Origin of the sequence: Mesoflavibacter sp., assembly GCF_964226795.1 — a bacterium.
In the GTDB taxonomy this organism is placed as follows: Bacteria; Bacteroidota; Bacteroidia; order Flavobacteriales; family Flavobacteriaceae; genus Mesoflavibacter; species Mesoflavibacter zeaxanthinifaciens.
This window is the reverse complement of record NZ_CAXQQP010000012.1, coordinates 126,790-145,798: the sequence shown is the minus strand read 5'-3', so window position 1 is coordinate 145,798 and position 19,009 is coordinate 126,790. Positions and strand designations below refer to the sequence as shown.

The 19,009-nt window shown below is 31.6% G+C and carries 19 protein-coding genes; 10 read left to right on the top strand and 9 right to left on the bottom strand.

Going from position 1 to position 19,009, the window contains the following annotated elements; genetic code table 11:
- The first annotated feature begins 8 nt into the window (after positions 1 to 8).
- The 6 genes from ACEQT4_RS11265 (at position 9) to ACEQT4_RS11240 (ending at position 7,118) form a co-directional block, all read left to right on the top strand.
- The gene (locus ACEQT4_RS11265) at positions 9 to 1,898 is read left to right on the top strand and encodes a PQQ-binding-like beta-propeller repeat protein (RefSeq protein WP_370227744.1); all 1,890 of its coding nucleotides are present in this window, start codon (positions 9 to 11) and stop codon (positions 1,896 to 1,898) included.
- 147 nt (positions 1,899 to 2,045) lie between these two features.
- Positions 2,046 to 3,857 (top strand): sensor histidine kinase, encoded by a 1,812-nt coding sequence (locus ACEQT4_RS11260; protein WP_370227742.1) that lies wholly within the window; start codon positions 2,046 to 2,048, stop codon positions 3,855 to 3,857.
- Between the two features lie 86 nt (positions 3,858 to 3,943).
- Positions 3,944 to 5,275 (top strand): hypothetical protein, encoded by a 1,332-nt coding sequence (locus ACEQT4_RS11255; RefSeq protein ID WP_370227740.1) that lies wholly within the window; start codon positions 3,944 to 3,946, stop codon positions 5,273 to 5,275.
- A gap of 15 nt (positions 5,276 to 5,290) precedes the next feature.
- Entirely contained in the window at positions 5,291 to 5,536 is a 246-nt protein-coding gene (locus ACEQT4_RS11250) for a hypothetical protein (protein WP_027880288.1), read from the top strand.
- A gap of 15 nt (positions 5,537 to 5,551) precedes the next feature.
- Complete coding sequence (locus ACEQT4_RS11245) at positions 5,552 to 6,193, top strand: response regulator (RefSeq protein ID WP_370227738.1); 642 nt, start codon at positions 5,552 to 5,554, stop codon at positions 6,191 to 6,193.
- A gap of 325 nt (positions 6,194 to 6,518) precedes the next feature.
- Positions 6,519 to 7,118, top strand: a complete 600-nt coding sequence (locus ACEQT4_RS11240; RefSeq protein WP_370227736.1) for a DUF4230 domain-containing protein — start codon at positions 6,519 to 6,521, stop codon at positions 7,116 to 7,118.
- Here the strand turns inward: ACEQT4_RS11240 and ACEQT4_RS11235 are convergent.
- A complete protein-coding gene (locus tag ACEQT4_RS11235; protein ID WP_304143837.1) occupies positions 7,113 to 7,424 on the bottom strand; it encodes a rhodanese-like domain-containing protein in 312 nt (103 codons plus the stop codon). The genes ACEQT4_RS11240 and ACEQT4_RS11235 overlap by 6 nt on opposite strands.
- Before the next feature lie 130 nt (positions 7,425 to 7,554).
- Between ACEQT4_RS11235 and ACEQT4_RS11230 the strand changes: the two genes are divergently transcribed.
- On the top strand, positions 7,555 to 8,307 hold the full coding sequence (locus ACEQT4_RS11230; protein ID WP_304143834.1) for an enoyl-CoA hydratase/isomerase family protein: 753 nt from the start codon (positions 7,555 to 7,557) through the stop codon (positions 8,305 to 8,307).
- Position 8,308: 1 nt separating this feature from the next.
- Here ACEQT4_RS11230 and ACEQT4_RS11225 read toward each other — a convergent pair whose 3' ends face one another.
- On the bottom strand, positions 8,309 to 10,072 hold the full coding sequence (locus tag ACEQT4_RS11225; RefSeq protein ID WP_370227733.1) for an aromatic amino acid hydroxylase: 1,764 nt from the start codon (positions 10,070 to 10,072) through the stop codon (positions 8,309 to 8,311).
- 115 nt (positions 10,073 to 10,187) lie between these two features.
- Here ACEQT4_RS11225 and ACEQT4_RS11220 point away from each other — a divergent pair, with 115 nt between their 5' ends.
- From ACEQT4_RS11220 to ACEQT4_RS11210, 3 genes are all read left to right on the top strand, one after another.
- Positions 10,188 to 11,156 (top strand): type I phosphomannose isomerase catalytic subunit, encoded by a 969-nt coding sequence (locus ACEQT4_RS11220; protein ID WP_370227731.1) that lies wholly within the window; start codon positions 10,188 to 10,190, stop codon positions 11,154 to 11,156.
- Positions 11,157 to 11,188: 32 nt separating this feature from the next.
- Entirely contained in the window at positions 11,189 to 11,476 is a 288-nt protein-coding gene (locus ACEQT4_RS11215) for a twin-arginine translocase TatA/TatE family subunit (protein ID WP_036227460.1), read from the top strand.
- A 258-nt stretch (positions 11,477 to 11,734) separates the two neighbouring features.
- Complete coding sequence (locus ACEQT4_RS11210) at positions 11,735 to 13,255, top strand: S8 family serine peptidase (RefSeq protein WP_370227729.1); 1,521 nt, start codon at positions 11,735 to 11,737, stop codon at positions 13,253 to 13,255.
- 81 nt (positions 13,256 to 13,336) lie between these two features.
- On the opposite strand, the gene ACEQT4_RS11205 is transcribed toward ACEQT4_RS11210, so the two are convergent.
- The 7 genes from ACEQT4_RS11205 to ACEQT4_RS11175 form a co-directional block, all read right to left on the bottom strand.
- Complete coding sequence (locus ACEQT4_RS11205; RefSeq protein ID WP_027880279.1) at positions 13,337 to 13,684, bottom strand: hypothetical protein; 348 nt, start codon at positions 13,682 to 13,684, stop codon at positions 13,337 to 13,339.
- Positions 13,685 to 13,689: 5 nt separating this feature from the next.
- Positions 13,690 to 14,331, bottom strand: coding sequence for an O-methyltransferase (locus tag ACEQT4_RS11200; protein ID WP_370227727.1), 642 nt, complete (start codon positions 14,329 to 14,331; stop codon positions 13,690 to 13,692).
- Positions 14,331 to 15,416 (bottom strand): amidohydrolase family protein, encoded by a 1,086-nt coding sequence (locus ACEQT4_RS11195; RefSeq protein WP_027880277.1) that lies wholly within the window; start codon positions 15,414 to 15,416, stop codon positions 14,331 to 14,333. Before ACEQT4_RS11195 ends, ACEQT4_RS11200 begins: the two co-directional genes overlap by 1 nt.
- Positions 15,417 to 15,483: 67 nt before the next feature.
- The gene (locus ACEQT4_RS11190; protein ID WP_106676654.1) at positions 15,484 to 15,975 is read right to left on the bottom strand and encodes a 3-hydroxyanthranilate 3,4-dioxygenase; all 492 of its coding nucleotides are present in this window, start codon (positions 15,973 to 15,975) and stop codon (positions 15,484 to 15,486) included.
- Positions 15,976 to 16,163: 188 nt separating this feature from the next.
- A complete protein-coding gene (locus ACEQT4_RS11185) occupies positions 16,164 to 16,946 on the bottom strand; it encodes an SDR family oxidoreductase (protein ID WP_370227725.1) in 783 nt (260 codons plus the stop codon).
- Between the two features lie 75 nt (positions 16,947 to 17,021).
- Positions 17,022 to 18,461: an aldehyde dehydrogenase gene (locus ACEQT4_RS11180; protein ID WP_370227723.1), complete on the bottom strand. Its 1,440-nt coding sequence runs from the start codon at positions 18,459 to 18,461 to the stop codon at positions 17,022 to 17,024.
- A 76-nt stretch (positions 18,462 to 18,537) separates the two neighbouring features.
- Positions 18,538 to 18,951 (bottom strand): RidA family protein, encoded by a 414-nt coding sequence (locus ACEQT4_RS11175; protein WP_370227721.1) that lies wholly within the window; start codon positions 18,949 to 18,951, stop codon positions 18,538 to 18,540.
- Positions 18,952 to 19,009 lie beyond the last annotated feature (58 nt).

Sequence of the window (19,009 nt, the reverse complement as noted above, 5' to 3'; positions counted from 1 at the left end):
AAGAAGTTATGAAAGCTATTAATCTACTTTTAATTATTTTTTGTGTTCAATTATCATTGGCACAAAAAGCAGAGCAACCTAACAATTCTTACGATTTAGGCGCAACAATTAACGAAATGACATTAACTGTTGGTGGCATTTTAGTAGTCGCTACAAATGATGGTTTAGTAGGAATAAACCCAGAAACTAGCACACCTACATTTACATTTAATAATTTTGGTAAGTTAACTCCAGAAGAAACTATTTTTGTAGAAGATTCACCATATATCATAGTATCACAAGGTGCAGGCTCTAAATTAGCAGGTATTACAAAAACTAAAAGAGCAGTTATTAATTACATAACAGGAAAAGTGATTTTTAACTCAGATAATGATAATTGGAATCAAGTTTACACATGTAATATCTTTTTACCAGACAATAAATTAGTAGTTAGTGGTATCCAAAAAACAGGCACAAAAGCTGAAAAAATGACACCTAAAGTTGCAGTTTACGATTTAAGCACACAACAATTAGATTACAGTTTCTTTTTAGATAAACCAGGTAGAGTAGGCGTAGCTAAAGATTTTAGTGTAACAGGATTACCATTATTATTAAAAGATTTTTTAATCATTCCAACAGCTCAAGGTTTAATTGCTAAATCTCATACAGGTGAAGATTTATGGACAAACAAGATTAAAAGAGTAGCTTGGATGGTGTCTGATAAATCTGAAAAAGAAATTTATGGTTTTGAAACCACAACAAACGGAAAAAACACAAGAATACATAAAATTGGAGCAGATGGAAAAGAGCTATGGCAAGACGATAGAAAAGTAAAAGGAATCGTATCTAATTTTGAAATATTACCACAAGGTATAGCTGTTGTTAGTAACAAAAGCGATGGCGGAGATAAAAGTGTATTCTCTCAAAAAAACGAATCTGAAATCGCTTTTTTAAGCGCTAGTACAGGAGAAGATCTTTGGGAAAAAGCACCAAAAACTAAAGGTTATGTGCAGCACTTTTATGTTCAGGATGATGGGATTTTATTCGGAATCCAGCAAGGAGGAATAAATAAGATTTCTTTTGAAGGAGAAACGTTATTTAAAAAACCATTAAAAACAGGAGAAAATATAATGGTTATGGCAAATTCACCTCAAGGATTAATTTATATAACTAGCGAAGATGCAAATATTGTTAACCTAAAATCAGGTGAGCAAGTTTGGGATAAGCCATTAAAATATAAAAATTCAGCTTCTGTAGCGTCAACTTTTGATGCCGATAATAATAGATATTTAATTGCAGCAGATGGTACTATTTTTAGTATTGATGCAAATTCTGGAGATACACAAAATTTTGCAAAAGTAAAGTTTGACGAAAAAGAAAACGCTAACCAAATGGAAATGAGAAACGGAAACATTTACCTAGCCTCATCTCAAAATATGATGGTTTTAGATAAAGATGGTAACGAAGTGTATCATAAATACTATAAATCACCATCAAAAAGCGGTTTTATGAAAGCCTTATCTGGCGTAGTAGCTGTAGCATCTACAGCACTAACTATGGCGCATTCTTATCAAGCAGGTTTAAATAAAACACGTTACGGTAGTGCTAATAATCTAGATAACTACAATGATTATGGAAAAGAAAACAAAAGAGCTGCAGATATGTTTGCCTCTATAGCAGACGAGTCTTTTAAAATCATGTCAAAACGTTTTAAAGCAACTGCAGCTACAGAAAATTCTCAATTCATTTTAACTAAATTAGATGATGGCGTTGGTTTAGTTAAAGTAAATAAAGATAATGGTAATGTAGATAAAGAAATTATTCTTAAAGACAAAAAACCAGAATATCAAGTAGACGAAGTAGCAGGTGTGCTATTTTATAAAGCCAATAAAAGCACCATCTATGCATATAAATTATAGTATGTAAATACTAAAAACGCGCTATTAATCAATCTGTAAACACCAACATTTAAAATAAGTTTTACTTATAAGTTGGTGTTTATTTTTTTAGCTTTTTTTGAAATCTAATATTTATCACTTTACTTTATAAGACTAAAACCAACATAAATGAATCGCTATTATTTCATTTTCTTTTTTATAGGATTTAATCTCTTCGCTCAAGATCAAAACACATATCTAGATAGTATAAGCAACCAAATTAAAACCCAAAAGCCAAAACAAGCTTTAAATACTATTATTGAAATTCCCTACGGAAGTTTTGTCGCAGAGTTAGAAAAGTCAGAACAATTATTTAATAAAGGGATAGAACTTTCTAAAACCATAAACGATAGTATTGCTTTAGGCGAAATTATGTTTAAATACGGTCAACTTAAATCGTATCAAAATAAATTTGATCAAGGGTTAGAGTACACTTTGCAAGCAATAAGAATTTTTGAACATCAAAAAAATAATACAAAAGCAGGTATAGCTTACGGTGGTTTAGGCTACAACTTAAAAACTAGAGACTTAGATAAAGGGTTGTATTACATGCAAAAAGGAATAAAACTACTAGAAATTGAAAATGATTTAGAAGGTTTAAATCCAGTATATGACAATTATGGCGTATTGCTAAGTATGGACAAAAAACTTGACAGCGCTTTATACTATCAATATAAATCTTTAGCTATAAAGAAGCAGTTAAAAGATAGTATAGGGCTTGGTTATAGCTATGCAAATATAGCTAATACGTTTGCCGAAAAACAAAACTATGACTTAGCAAAAACTTATGTAGATAGCTCTTCGGTTATACGAAATAAAATTGCAGATAATTATGGAATAACTGTAAACTACGTGCATATAGCAGAAATTTTTCAGCAAGAAGAAAACTATGAAAAAGCAATAGAGAATTATAAAATCTGTGCAGAATTAGCTAATAAATACAAGTACAAACATTTAGAAAAATACTGTTATCAAAATATTGCTACATGCTATAAAAAACTAAACAAATACAAAGATGCTTTAGACTTTAATGAAAGATTTCAAGCTTTAAAGGATAGTACAGACAATGTAGCAACGCAGAATAAGATAGAAGAACTCCAAATACAATTTGAAACCGAAAAAAAAGAAAAACAACTAGCAGAAGCAAAATCTGATATATTAATTAAAGAAGCAAAAATAAAGAGAAAAACCACCTTAACTTATTACGCATTTGGTTTAGCTTTCTTTTTAGGATTAATAGGTTATTTAGTTTATAAACAACAACGCTTAAAAAACAAGCAAATAATTAAAGAAAACGAACTAAAAGAGGCTTTAATAAAAATTGAAAATCAAAATAATTTACAAGAACAACGATTAGCTATTTCTAAAGATTTACACGATAATATCGGTTCTCAGTTAACCTTTATAATTTCGTCTTTAGACAATTTGAAATATTTTGATTTCACCAAAGAAAAACTTTACAATAAGTTTGATTCTATAGGCAACTTTACCCGAAGTACAATTACCGATTTACGCGATACGATTTGGGCAATGAATAAAGAAGAAATTACTTTTGAAGACCTTAAAACAAGAACCACCAATTTTATAGAAGCAGCAAAAACCTCTTTATTAGGTATTGATTTTGAGTTTAATTATCCTAAGGATACAGATAATGTTAAGCTTAATTCACTTCAAGGAATAGACGTATATCGCATCATTCAAGAAGCAATAAATAATGCGGTAAAACACGCAAAAGCAACTAAAATTGTAGTTAATTTTGAGATAGTAAATAACGATTTGAAAATTTCGATTATAGACAATGGTATTGGGTTTGATCAATCAACTATAGAGGCTGGTAATGGTCTGTCATCTATGAAGAAAAGAGCAAATGAAATTGATGCAGATTTTGAAATGAAATCTTCCAGTCAAGGAACACAAATAACCTTTAAATTTAAAATGTAATTTTTATTAAATAGGGCAATTGCCTTATTTTAAAATCACCACTGTAATAGTAGCTTTGATATTATAGAAATTAATAAACTTTATAAATGAAAAAGCCTGCTACTCTGTTTTTGCTTTTAATAATTTTGATGTGTTTTTCATGTTCAAAATCTTATGATGATGAAGTAGAGAATAATAACTCGTCTGTAAATTCTAATGCTAACCAGTTGCTATTTGATGGTCAAGCCTATATTAATAGATTAGACGGTTTTAAAGCTAAAAATGAAAACGGAATTTTCATTGCTAAGCAAAACTTAGGAGAAAATTTTGTAACAGTTTCATTTTTAAATTTTCAAACTAATCAACTAAATACAATTCAAATTAATGGAGATATAGATGTTCATCATTATTATTTAGATCAGTCAGGAGATTTATTAATTAGCGGTACTGTTTTTAGTAGCTCTAATGTTAATTCTGGTCGTGTTTTTGCAATTAGGTTAAACGATAGTTTAAATGTTGTTTGGCAAAAAAAGTACGATTTTTACTCTTTGCCATATTACGATTCGTACTATTACAACTCAATAAGTAATATAAAAAATAATAAGCTAGTTGTGTGTAACATGCAATGGATGTTTATTATTGATGCCACAACAGGACTATTAATTAAGGCAATAGAAAATAATACAACTTATCATTGGTTAAGAAATGTAGCTGTTGCAGATGGATTTTATGCATTTGGAAGATTAGGTAGTGATGCTGTTATAGCAAAATTTGATTGGCAAGGAAATAATATTTTCATGAAAAAAGCATCAGATACTAGACCAGATGCTTTATTAACTTCTTCTGTGCCAATTATTACAAGTACAGATAAAATAATTTGGCCTTATAATACTTTTCAATATAACGCGACTGGACTTGGAGGTTATATGGTTTTTGATTTAAACGGAAATTTGATTGACCATTGGAATCATCAATTTTCAATAGATAATACTCAAGGTGGTACAAATTTTAGTCCTGGTGGTATTTCAATAGAAGAGTTTGGTCTTAATAAATACTATTTAAGAGGATTAATAACTTATTCTATTAATGAAGAAGGTCAATTGCTTTCAAATAAATATCATCAAGGTAGTGTGTTTAGTCAAAGCACAGGTGATTTTTTACAATTTCAGTCACAAGGTAGTCTAATAACACAATCAGAATATATTGGTGTTTTTAATTATAATCAAAACCAAATTTGCACTAAAATTTCAATAGCAGACTTAAATTTTTTTAATTATAACATAGATTTAATTCCCTATAATTTTACAGATGTATCAGGTTTTTCTATTTCAGATTTTATGGTTGATGTTACAGATTTAAATATATCAATAGTAACACAACAACTTGTAAATGTAACATATCAGGATAAAGACTATTGTAATGTTGATTTAATTGAATAATTAAACAGATGAAAAATGAAAACACTAATAATTTTATTTACGTTAACTTTAGTATTTATTTTAATCTGGCATTTTCAATTTATAAAAAAAGAAAAACAGCGTCATAATTATATTATAAATAGTTTGAATACTAACTTAAACTTTGAAAATGAGAAAAACACTAAACTTATTTTTGATAAAGATTATAACTATAAGTTGTTAAATTTCAAACTAAATATTATTAAAGAACAGGTTGATTTACTAAAGGAAATTTCAAATTAATTAAAAAAAGTACTAATGAAAATAGCCATTATAGACGATAACAGTTTTTTAATTTCTTCTATAAAAGAGAAGCTTTCTTTTTTCGAAGAAATTCAGGTAAAATATACAGCCAATAATGGTGCAGATTTATTAGAAAAACTTGATAAAGATCATAATTTAGATGCGCTTTTAATGGATATAGAAATGCCTGTCTTAAACGGTATCGAAACAACATTAGCAGTAAAACAAAAGTATCCTCAAATTAAAATTATAATGCTAACAGTTTTTGATAATGACGAGAATATTTTTAACGCCATAAAAGCAGGAGCAGATGGGTATTTATTAAAAGATGTTAATCCACACGAGTTATTTAATGGTATAGTAGATACCTTAAATGGTGGCGCAGCAATGAATCCTTCTATAGCGTTAAAAACATTAAAATTACTCCGTAATCCAGTAGATTTTAAAGATGTATCAAAAGAAGATATTAATTTAACCAACAGAGAAGTTGAGGTTTTAGAGCAATTGTCAAAAGGATTAAGCTATAAAGTTATAGCAGATAATTTATTTTTATCACCTTCTACAGTAAGAAAACATATAGAAAATATTTACTCAAAGCTACAAGTGCACTCAAAACTAGAAGCCGTACAAAAAGCAAGGCGTAACAATTTGATTTAGAAGTTTTTTTAGTTTGTTTTGTAAGATAAAATCTACAAATAGTATCTTAAACTAAGATATGTTCTTTTGGTCGAAAAAAAAGATACAAACTCAAAGATAGTTCTAATTTTATAAAGCTATTAATCATATTTCACTATAAGCACCAGATTAATAAATTTATTATAAGTTTATTAAATCTGGTGTTTTTTTATTATCAATTTAGTAACATTTAAATCATTTAGCCTCAACAATATAAATTTATTTTTGCAAGGCTATTAATCTATATATAAAAAAAGCATCATTTGTTTATAGTAAACATTGGTGCTTTTTTATTTACCTTTAAATTATGAGAAAAATAGTAGTAGGAATATGCATAACTTTAATGGTTATATTTATCATAAATAAATGTTCTAATAAAGAAGAAATTCTTATTCAAGAACATTCTGCATTAATAGAAAAGCAAATAAAAAACGTTAGTAAGCTAGTTGTTACCGAAGGTAACTTTAGCGAAGTTTTTAGCTATAAAAATAGCAAAGCAGTATTTGGAGATTTAATAGAGGTTGAAAAAAAAGCACTAGTTGTTGTTAATGCAGAAGTGACGGTTGCTTACGATTTAAGTGAAATTGAATTTAATTTAGACGAAGAAAATAAAACACTAACCATTACAAAAATACCAGAACAAGAAATAAAAATTTTCCCTGAGTTAGAATATTATGATGTACAAGCAGACTTTTTAAATCCTTTTAAAGCCGAAGACTATAATGCTATCAACAAAAAAGTAAAACAGCAAATAACTAAAAAGATAAATGCATCTAATTTAAAATCAAATGCAGAGAATAGATTAGTTAGTGAGCTATCTAAATTCTATATTTTAACCAATAGTTTAGGTTGGACATTGCAATACAACCAAAAAGTAATAGATAAAGTAGAAGATTTAAAATTATAAGTCTAACTTTTTAGCAAGGTTAAGCCAACCGCCACCATTTATAGTCTCAACACCATTTTGTCGTAAAATAGCAGCAGCACTACCAGATCGCATACCACTAGCACAACATGTAATTACAGGTTTGTTCCATTTTTTAATATCGGCAACTTTACTTTGTATGCTTGGTAATGGTATATGTTTAGAGCCAGGTATAGCTCCAGAATCATATTCGGCTTTAGACCTAACATCTAAAATTATTGCACCTCTATTTTGAAAGTCTTTAATTTTTTCATTTTTATTACCAAAAAGAAAGCTTAAAATTCCCATAATCTAATTGCTGTTTTAATTGATGTAAAAATACAAAACATAGCATAGTTCTTAGTAACAATTGTTACTTCTGCTTAAAGATATAATTTAAACTCTTAAATTTGTAACTACACAAATTAAAAAATCATTTATGGCTCAGTCTTACGTTAAGCAAACTACCAAAAATAATATAGCATTTATCGAGTTTTTTACTCCAGAACATAATGCAATGCCAAGTCCTATTTTAAAAGAATTAGCGCAAGTAATCTCCAATGCAGGTAACGATGATGAAGTAAAAGTAATTGTTTTAAAAAGTGGTGGCGACCGTACATTTTGTGCAGGAGCAAGCTTTAAAGAGTTAATTGCGATAGATAATTTAGAAGCAGGAGATTTATTTTTCTCTGGTTTTGCTAATGTTATCAATGCCATGCGTACTTGTGGTAAAATTATTATTGGTCGTGTACAAGGTAAAGCTGTTGGTGGCGGTGTTGGTTTGGCTAGTGCAACAGATTATTGTTTAGCAACCAAATATGCAGCTATTAAATTAAGCGAAATAAGTATTGGTATTGGACCATTTGTAATCGAGCCAGCAGTGTCTAAGAAAATAGGAGCAACCGCATTTTCGCAAATGACTATTGATGCCGAAAATTTTTACTCGGCAGAATACGCAAAAGACAAAGGACTTTATGCAAATGTTTTTGAAACCATTGAAGAATTAGACCAAGCAGTAAACGAACTCGCAAATAAATTAGCTAGTTATAATCCAGAAGCATTATCAGAACTTAAAAACGTACTTTGGCAAAACACCGAAAATTGGGACACGTTACTAAAAGAACGCGCCAAAATTAGCGGTAAATTAGTGCTAAGTAGTTTTACAAAAGAAAAGCTAGCTAGTTATAAATAGTTTAACTTAAAACAGCTTCTTCATTTACAATTTTAATGCCGTCATCTATTAAATGACCAATTTTAGGTCGGTTTTGTTTAATAGTTTCTAGATGGTTTAAAATAGAAGTACATAACTCTTTTTCATTGCCTTTAAAAGCTAATTCGTACAACTCGACAGATAAAAGCCAATCGTTAGGGAATTTATCCTGTAACTGTTCTAAAACTTTAGTTCTAGAAATGGTTTTATTAGTACCTTCTCTGTAATCTCTTACTTGTTGGTAAAGTGAAATAAGTTCAAGCTTCTCTGGTGATTTCTCCTCATGAATGGTATTGCTACTAATTTTATGAGAAATCAGATCAAAACTATGTAAATCTGCAGGTCCAGAATATCCAGATATAACCTCTTTTCCTACAGCCATATCATACTGTCCCCATTCTGGTTTAAATAAAACTGTATCGTTATGTTTTACGGTACAGTTTTTAAAGCTTATTAATATAATTTTTCCTTGAAGGTTTCTTGTTCCGGTAATAATTTCGCCAGTTACGGTAATATTACCTTCAAATTCAAGTGTTACAGTTTCACCTTCATAAATATCATATGCACGCAAATCTCTCGGTGACATATCTTCAATAGCAAGATTAATACCTTTTAATTTTCCTATTGGAGACCCAAAACCTTCTGGATGTTCTAAAGTACTATGACCTACTAATTCTTTATCACGGTTTGCTAATGCAGTTTTACCAGTGGTTTGGATGTAATGTACTTTTCCGTTAGTTTCTATAACATTAGTAAATACTCCCGAAATTTGTAAACCTGTACTTAATTCTATTGTACCTAGCGCGTTACTTTCTATTAATTTATTTACTGCGCTTGCGCCGCCAGTACGTAATGCCATAGTGTTTGCAAACTCTTCTAAAACTAAACTTAAGTGTGCAAAGTCTGGTGTGACAAATAGTTGTGGTTGTGGTTTTGTAATATCAAAATCCTGAAAAGTAGCTTCTATAGAGTACGGTAGTTTTTTTACTTTATCGGTCATGCACCAAGCACTTTCCCCGATAGAAGATAATAATCCAGCTCCGTAAATTTTAGGCTGTTCAAGTGTGCCAATTAAACCGTATTCTACAGTCCACCAATGTAAATTTCTTATTAAAGCCATTTCGCTTGGTTTACCCATATTTTGTTGTAAATCTTCAACTTTTTTTTCGGCTTTATCAATCTCGTCTTGTGGCGTATTTGGCGCTTCTTTTATTATAGAAAGATGTCTTACAGCATCATATAACTCGTAATCTTTTGCGCTACTAATTGCTTTGCAACCAATTTCACCAAAACGTCTTAAATATTCTGCATATTCTGGATTTGCAATAATTGGAGCATGTCCTGCGCCTTCATGAATAATATCTGGAGCAGGCGTATATTCAATATGTTCTAATTGTCTAATATCACTAGCAATAACTAAAACATTATAAGCTTGAAATTCCATAAACGCATTAGGAGGAATAAATCCATCTACTGCAACTGCAGCCCAACCAATTTCTTTTAAAATACGATTCATACCGTACATGTTTGGAATAGCATCAATACTAATTCCTGTTTGTTTTAAACCGTCTAAATAAGAATGATGAGCAACTTGGCTTAAGTAATCTACATTTTTTCGCATAGCATAGCGCCAAACGGCTTGATCAATAGCACTGTAATCCTCATAGTTTTGAGGTTTTATAAATTGCGTTAAGTGCTTAGGTAAGCGCTCTAAGATAGGATTAGTTTCGATATTTTTTAAGCTCATTGTAATAGGGTTTGCTATTATGTAAAAATACTAAAATTTACACTAAAAATAGAATGCTGTAAAACAGTATATTAGTCAATAAAAATTTTTAATTTTGTCTTAAAATATTAGACAAATGCTAACTCCTTTAAAATTTCAACCTCTATTTAAGTATAGAATTTGGGGCGGAAACAAATTAAAAACCGTTCTTAATAAAGATTACGATTCAGAATCAATTGGTGAGTCTTGGGAAATCTCTGATGTACCTAATGATGAAACAGTAGTTGCAGATGGATCATTAAAAGGTTACACTTTAAAACAACTAATAAAAGAGTTTAAAGGCGAATTTTTAGGAGAAAGCGTGTATAAACAGTTTGGTGAAGCTTTTCCGTTGCTAATTAAATTTATAGATGCAAAAACACCGTTATCTATTCAAGTTCATCCAAATAACGAGTATGCAAAAACACACCATAATTCTTTTGGGAAAAACGAAATGTGGTACATCATGCAAGCAGATCAAGACGCTAATATTATTGTAGGTTTTGAAAAAGAAATTGATAAAAAACAATTTAAACAGCATTTAGAAGATAAATCTGTTTTAGATGTAATGCATCATGAAAATGTAAAAAAAGGAGATGCATTTTATATTCCAACGGGACGCATACATGCTATTGGAGCAGGTGTAATGCTTGCAGAAATCCAGCAAACATCAGATGTAACTTATCGTGTTTATGATTATGATCGTGTAGACAAAACAACAGGTAAAACAAGAGAGTTACATACAGAGCAAGCTACAGAAGTGCTTGATTTTAATGTAGAAAGTAGCTACAAGACTGATTATCAAAAAGAATTAAATACATCTAATAAATTAATTCATTCTCCATATTTTAAATCTAATTTTCTACCAATTAAAGGAGAAGTAAAAAAAGATTACAGTAATGTAGATTCTTTTGTGATTTACATGTGTGTTTCTGGTCAAGCTGTAATTCAATATCAGCAAAAAGATTATGCTATAAACACAGGAGAAACCATTCTTTTACCAGCATCTGTAAATGACGTTATGTTAAAGTCTGATGACGCTCAAATTTTGGAGGTTTATTTTTAAAGACTAAACAAACATCTTAGTATATTTGCAGCATGATATTAGCATCACAAATATTATTTATTAGTACAACCGAAGTGTTTTTCATACTCTTGGTGGTTGTTATGCTGTTCGGAGCTAAAAATATACCAGATATCGCTAAAGGGTTAGGGAAAGGTATGCGAACACTAAAAGACGCTACCAACGATATTAAACATGAGATTACAAAATCTGCAGAAAATAATGGTATAGATACAAGCATTACCAAAGAAGTAAACGAAGAGTTAAACAAAGTAAAAGACGATTTAGAGCAGTTTACAGGTTCAATAAAACGTAACAAATAAAACTTTTTAGGACATTATAATAAGTGTCGCTCCATACTTTTATATCCTTTTTATTTTAGAAGAAAGTAGAAGAGAAAGCTATGTTTAAATCTCAGCTTTTTTAGTGCAATAGTATATTATACTTCAATGGGATTAATCGCTAAAATATATATTAAACTTCACACCAAACTTCTATTTTTTTAGAGAATTCATAATTTTATAAGTTAATATTTGTTAATTATTTATATATTTAATTGATTAACCGATAAACCAACAATTATGAAAACTTTTCCCTTAAAGCTAGCAATATTTTGTTTAGCAATTGTTTTTATGCAATCTTGTCAAGAAGAAGACGTGCATGAAGATCAATCTTTTTCAGAGCAACAAGTTAAAGATCCTTTAACAGTACAAGAAATTAATAGTAAAATAACCGAAAGTTTAGAAACTACTGGTGATTTTGATTGGAGCCAAGTAGATGCACATACACTTTGGAGTGCAGTTACACACGGTAATAATATTTTAACGATAGGTTACGGTCAAGAAGAAGAATATTTTAGTGAAGTAAAATCTGAAAGACTAAAACAAAACCTAGAAAATATTCTTCAAATTGTAGAAGCTACTGAAGGATATAAACGAAGCGAAAAAACATTGGTAGAGCACGATATTATTAATGTTGTTGATGTTCAGGTTGAAAATTTTGAAACAATAAAACGCTTAAAATCAACCAATGGTGTTAGGTATTTAGAGCCTAATGGATATAACCAATATTATTCTACTAACACGAGTAGTCAAAGATCTTTGTCAGATTCTGGATGTTCTAAAAATGGAGAAACTATAAATTCTGCACATTATTCTACAGTAGCGCCAAATAATGCGCAAGTGTCTTGGCACTTCTATCAGCACAATATTCCACAAGCATGGAACTATTCAACAGGATCAGGTATTACTGTAGGATTAATAGATACAGGTGTATCTCAATCTCAAACATTATTAAATAGTTCTGGATTTAACGACGGATATTCAAACGGTCGTTTTGTTCAAAAGTACGGGACATTTATAGATTCTTCTTGGTGGTGGAGCAGCAATTATGATGGTCCACATGATAAATGTGGTCATGGTACGCAAATGGGATCAACCATTGCTGCACCGCGTAACGATAACGGAATGCCAGTTGGTGTTGCTTATAATGCAAACCTTGTGGCTTACAGAGCTACGGAAGATGTAGTTTTAAATGATTATCACGAGCGTAAAGGTGTAAGTGATGCATTAACTCAATTAGGAAACAGAAGTGATGTTAAAATAATCTCGATGTCAATAGGTTATCCGTGGTCAATTGGTAATATAAAAGATGCTGTTAAATACGCATACAGTAAAGGAAAATTAATTTTTGCTGCTGGAGGAACATCAACTAGTTTTACCAATTGGTATGGTGTTATTTTTCCAGCAACTATGAGCGAAACTGTTGCAGTAACAGGTATTACAGATGGTGCTTATTATGAAACTTGCGATGTGTGTCACGAAGGTGATAAAATAGATTTTACTATCGTAATGGAAGGTGATAATAATACTAGTAAACATCCGCCAGTTTTAGGGTTTTATAACGGACAAAGACAATATACAGGCGGATCTTCTGTAGCTACAGCAACAACTGCTGGTATTGCTGCATTAGTTTGGTCTAAATATCCAAGTTGGAGTAGAAGCCAAGTCTTAAATAAGTTAAAGCAATCTGCACATTTATATCCTAATAAACATTCTAGTTTTGGTTACGGAACAATAGATGCTTTGCAAGCTGTACAATAATTAAAATGAAATAAGTCACAAAAAAACCTCTTCAACTTGAAGAGGTTTTTTTGCTTTTAAAGAGAGTAATTACTCTTAGTTTTAATTGAATTGTTTAGGATTTCTTATATAGCAAGCAAAAATAGTTGAAATCACAATTAATGCTGCGACCTCAAAAGGTTTATCCTTATAGATATGTATAAATACTATAAGAGTCATGTAAAGAGATAGTAAAAAAGTTCCTATAAACATCGTCTTGTTATAAAAAAATAATATCACTGAAACAAGTAAGAAAATCCCAGTAGAAATCATAACACTTGAATTAGAAATCACCTTTTCGTTCTGATTTGAATCAATAATTTTATCTACAGCATTTAATATATAAAAAATAGAGATTGCTACTGTTGGTAACCATTTCAAAATTAATATTATGATATCTCTTAACTTCATAAAACCTATTTTTTTCTACTAATAGTCAGTCCATCACGTATTGGTAGCAATACAGTTTCTATGCGATGGTCGTCTTTTAAAAGTGTATTAAACTCTAAAACAGCTTTTGTAGATGTATCTTTTTCGTTTAAAGGTTCAACTACTTTACCGTGCCATAAGACGTTATCAGATAGAATAATCCCGCCAGGATTTAGCTTTTCAATAATTAAATGAAAGTAATTAACGTAATTAGGTTTATCTGCATCAATAAATACTAAATCAAATGTCATATCTAAAGCAGGAATAATATCTAAAGCACTTCCTGTATGCTGAATGATTTGATCTCCATAAGCCGATTTATCAAAATATTTACGCTGAAAATCATGCAATTCTTCATTAATATCTATAGTATGAATTTGACCATTTTTATCTAAACCTTCAGCTAAACAAAGTGTTGCATAGCCTGTAAAAGTGCCTAATTCTAAAATAGTTTTAGGACGCACTAATTTAGAAATCATGCTTAACACACGACCTTGATACGGTCCAGAAAGCATAATAGGTTGTAAAATTTTTTGGTAGGTTTCTCTGGTTAGTTGTTGTAGTAATTCAGGCTCTTCTTCAGAATGTGCAACAACATAATCGTCTAATTTTTCTGGTAAAAAGTGCATTATCCTAAAATTCGCTTATATAATTTATCCTTTTCAGCTTGATCATTTCCGCAAAGCCAACGTATTACATTGTCTTCCCAAATTGCATCACGTTCGGTTTCATTAATAATATCTCTTTCTATAGCTAGATCTAATATTTTACCCGGATAAGAACTTTGTTTTACGCTTTCCATTTCACCTAAAGGATATGGATCATCTAATCCCATTAAGACTTGTTTAGATGTTTGATTTTTGATTAATAATTGAAGTCCGCCAGTATCGTGTACCAATGTATCAAAGAAAATATTAGGATGCGCTACAGCTTTTCTTGGGTGATGTTTACCTTCAAATAAATCTGGTCTACCATCAAATCCTTGTATGCGTCGTCCTAAATTAATCTGTGCCAATTGTCCGCCATGCGCAAAACAAGTTCGCATGTTTGGATACTTATCTTGATAGCCATTTAAGGTTAAAAAGTGATACGCATCTGCGCATTGTGCTAACATCCAAATGAGATGAAATCGCCACGATGTGTTTTCTAATTTGATAAATTTTTCACCATCATAAGGATGAATTTCAACAGCTAAATTATACTTATTGGCCAATTCAAAAATAGGCTCGTTTTCCTCATCAAAAATACAACGCCAAGTCCCAATCGTATCCATGTAATGCGTTGGTAGACACAATAAACGCATACCTAATTCTTCCACACAGCGTTCAATTTCCCAACAAGCACCACGTACAAATCCTGGATGCACTACAAATCCTGTCGTAAATTTACTTGGATTTTCATGCTGAATTTTTGCGTTAAAATCATTTTGAAAACGTAAGGCTTGCTTCATTTCTTCAACACGCAAACCATTACCATATAACTGAGATAAGTTTAACACAACTGCATGGTCTATTTTGTTGCGCTCCATCCATTCTAATTTTTCATTTAAGAAAAAACTAGAATCTGTAATGGGTCTATTCCAATCTTTTTGAAGCATGTATTTACGGTCTTTATCTACCCAAAAAATACCTTTGTCTTTCATAAATTGCGGAATTTCTTCCGGATAAGGAAGTAAGTGTGAATGACCGTTAATTCTTAGTTTGCGTTTGCTCATTTGTTTAAGGGATTACCAAATTTTAAATTTTAGTAGCTGTTTTTCTGTTGGTTAGATGTAATTGGGTTTATTTTTTAAAAGCACCTTTTTTAACCATATCGTTATAACGGTCAAAAATAGCAGGCATATCAGTTTCTATATTATCAAGCATAAACTCTTCTTCATAAATCAAACTTGTATCCTCATCCGAGTACCATTGTAATTTATCCATAACACCTTCTGGTCTTGGATATTCGATCACCAAACCAACAGTGTTTGCACTACGTTGAGGTGAATGTGGTACTTTTGGCGGTAACACAAAAATTTCACCTTCTTTAATATGGATATCTTTTGGTTTACCATCTTCAATCACCTTTAAGACCATATCACCTTCAATTTGATGGAAAAATTCAGGTGTTTCATTATAGTGATAATCTTGTCTGTCGTTTGGTCCACCAACAACCATAACAATAACATCGGCATCTTTCCAAACCACTTTGTTACCAACAGGTGGTTTTAATAAATGACGATTTTCTTCAATCCATGCTTTAAAATTAATAGGCGGAAATAATTTGCTCATAATATAATATTTTGGGCGTTACCCTATCGGGTCAGGCTTTACGCTATATCTTTTTTACTTGTTTTCGATACATTTTGCTCATGCTTCGCAAAACACTCAAACTGACGTAAAAAAGGATGTCGCTTCAATCCTTAACGCAGATTCATCAATTCAATAAAATTAAGAATAATATTTTTGAAATATTAGGCTTATAAACTTTTTGTTCTACCACCATCAACCGGAAGGTTAATTCCGTTAATGTAACTCGCTTTTTCACTTGCTAAAAAGGTGATAGCAGCTGCTAATTCTTCTGGTTTTGCAAAACGTTTTGCTGGTACAGCGCTTTTCATGGCATTAGTAGATTCTTCTTCTGTTTTACCAGTTTTAGCACTTTTGTTTTTTATGATTTCGGTTAAACGTTCTGTTCCAGTTGCGCCAGGTAATACGTTGTTTACGGTGATCCCAAATTGTCCAAGCTCGTTAGCCAAGGTTTTACTCCAGTTGGCTACAGCACCACGAATGGTATTGCTAACACCAAGTCCATCTAATGGCTGTTTTACAGATGTAGAAATGACATTGATAATTCGTCCATATTCTTCATCTTTCATAAACGGAACAACAGCTTGAGCCAATACATGATTGCACTTTAAATGCTGTGTAAAAGCGCTTTCAAATTCTTCAATTTTTGCATTAAAAACTGGTCCGCCAGCTGGTCCGCCAGTATTGTTTACCAACACATGAAATCCGTGATTGTTTTTGATGTAGCTTTCAACTTTTTCTTTTAATTCCATCGGATTAGAAAAATCAGCTACGATATAATCGTGGTTTCTGTGTTTTGGTAATTCGGCTAAAACTGCCTTTAGCTTGTCTTCGTTTCTTGCTACTAGTGTGATATTTGCACCTTCTTCAGCTAAAGCTAAAGCAGTTGCTTTACCAATTCCTGCTGTGCTGCCACAAACTAGTGCGTATTTGTTGTTTAGTTTTAAGTCCATAATAACTTCCTGCGTAGGCAGGAATCTTTTTAGTTTATATTGTTAAATGAGATTCCTGCTTTCGCAGGAATGACATTAATACTTTATACATACATTCTTGGCTTCAGTAAAAAAGCGTAAAGCTTCAAATCCACCTTCGCGACCAACACCGCTTGCTTTTACTCCGCCAAAAGGTGTACGTAAATCGCGCATCATCCAAGTGTTTACCCAAACGATACCAGCTTGTAGTTGGTTACTCATTCGCATGGTGCGTTTTAGATTGTTAGTCCAAAGTGTTGCTGATAAACCGTATTTTACTTTGTTAGCCATTTCTAACACGTCGTCTTCAGTTTTAAATGGCATAATGGTGACTACTGGTCCAAAAATTTCTTCTTGATTCACTCGACAATCATCTGTTTTAACCTCAATAACCGTTGGTTGTAAATAGTAGCCGTTTTCGTAACCTTCAACCGAAACTTCGTTTCCGCCACATAAAATAGTTGCGCCTTCTTCTTTAGCAATTTCGATGTAGCTTTTCACCTTTTCAAGATGCGGTTTTGAAACTAGAGCACCAATATTAGTATCTGTTTCAGATGGATGACCAATTTTTAAGCTTTTAACTTTGTCTACAAAGTCAGTTTTAAATTTCTCATAAATTGTTTCCTCAACAAAAATTCGGCTTCCGCATAAACAAATCTGACCTTGATTAGCAAACGATGAACGTACAGTTGTGTTCAGCATATCATCATAATCGCAATCAGCAAAGATGATATTTGGGTTTTTTCCACCTAATTCTAAAGACAATTTTTTAAACATTGGTGCGGCAACTTTGGCAATATGCGCGCCAGTTGCTGTTCCTCCAGTAAAACTAATAGCTTTGATGTTTGGATGCTCTACAATAGCTTGACCTGTCGTAGTGCCTAAACCGTGAACAATATTTAAAATGCCTTTAGGTAAACCAGCTTCGTTGCAAATTTCGCCTAACAAATAAGCCGTCATTGGTGTGACTTCGCTTGGTTTGGCAACGACACAATTACCTGCAGCGATTGCTGGTGCGATTTTCCAAGTAAAGAGATATAGTGGTAAATTCCATGGACTTATGCAGCCAACAACACCAATAGGTTGGCGAAGTGTATAATTTACCGCATTTTGTCCCACACTTTCGTGACTTTCGCTTGCAAATTGAGTAATGGCATTTCCGAAAAACCTGAAATTACTAGCTGCTCTTGGTATATCTACCATTTTAGCGAGACTTACTGGTTTTCCGTTGTCCTTACTTTCGGCTTCTGCAAAACGGTCTAAATTAGCTTCTAATAATTCTGAAATCTTAATTAGAATTCTGCTACGTTCTTCTAAAGTAGTTTGGCTCCAACTAGGAAAAGCAGATTTAGCAGCTTTGTAAGCTTGCTCTACATCTTCTTTTGATGAGTTCGGAATTTGTCCATAAACTTCACCGTTTGAAGGATTGTAGTTGTCAATCCAACTGTTAGATGATGGGTTTTCAAATTGACCGTTAATGTAATTTTGTATGTTCATTATTCTGATTAGTCATTTCGAACGAATGTGAGAAATCACATGATGAGATATCTCGACTGCGTTCGACATGACAGTTTTATTGTTTTTTATACGCCATCACCTTAATCTCAACCAATAAGTCTGGATGTGGTAATTGGTGTACAGCAACAGTTGTTCTGGTTGGTCCAGTTTCTTTTTCAAAAAATTCGGCGTAGGCTTTGTTATAACCTGCAAAATCATTCATATTTACTAAAAAGGTAGTTACATCAACCACGTCTTTTAGACTGGCACCAACGGTTTGTAAATTTTTATCGATGTTTTTTAAAACTTCTCTGGTTTGAATTTCGATATCTAATTTTTTGGTGTTCATTTCGTCGATAAGTTCTACACCAGCAATTGTATTGTCTGCGCGTCTTGAACTGGTTCCTGATACGAAAATGAAATCGCCAACCACTTTTACGTGTGGATATGCGCCTCTTGGTGTTACTTTAGTTCCTTCGTTTGTGTTCATATTGGTTGTCATTCTGAACTTGATTCAGAATCTATTTTTTGATTATTTTATCTTCCTG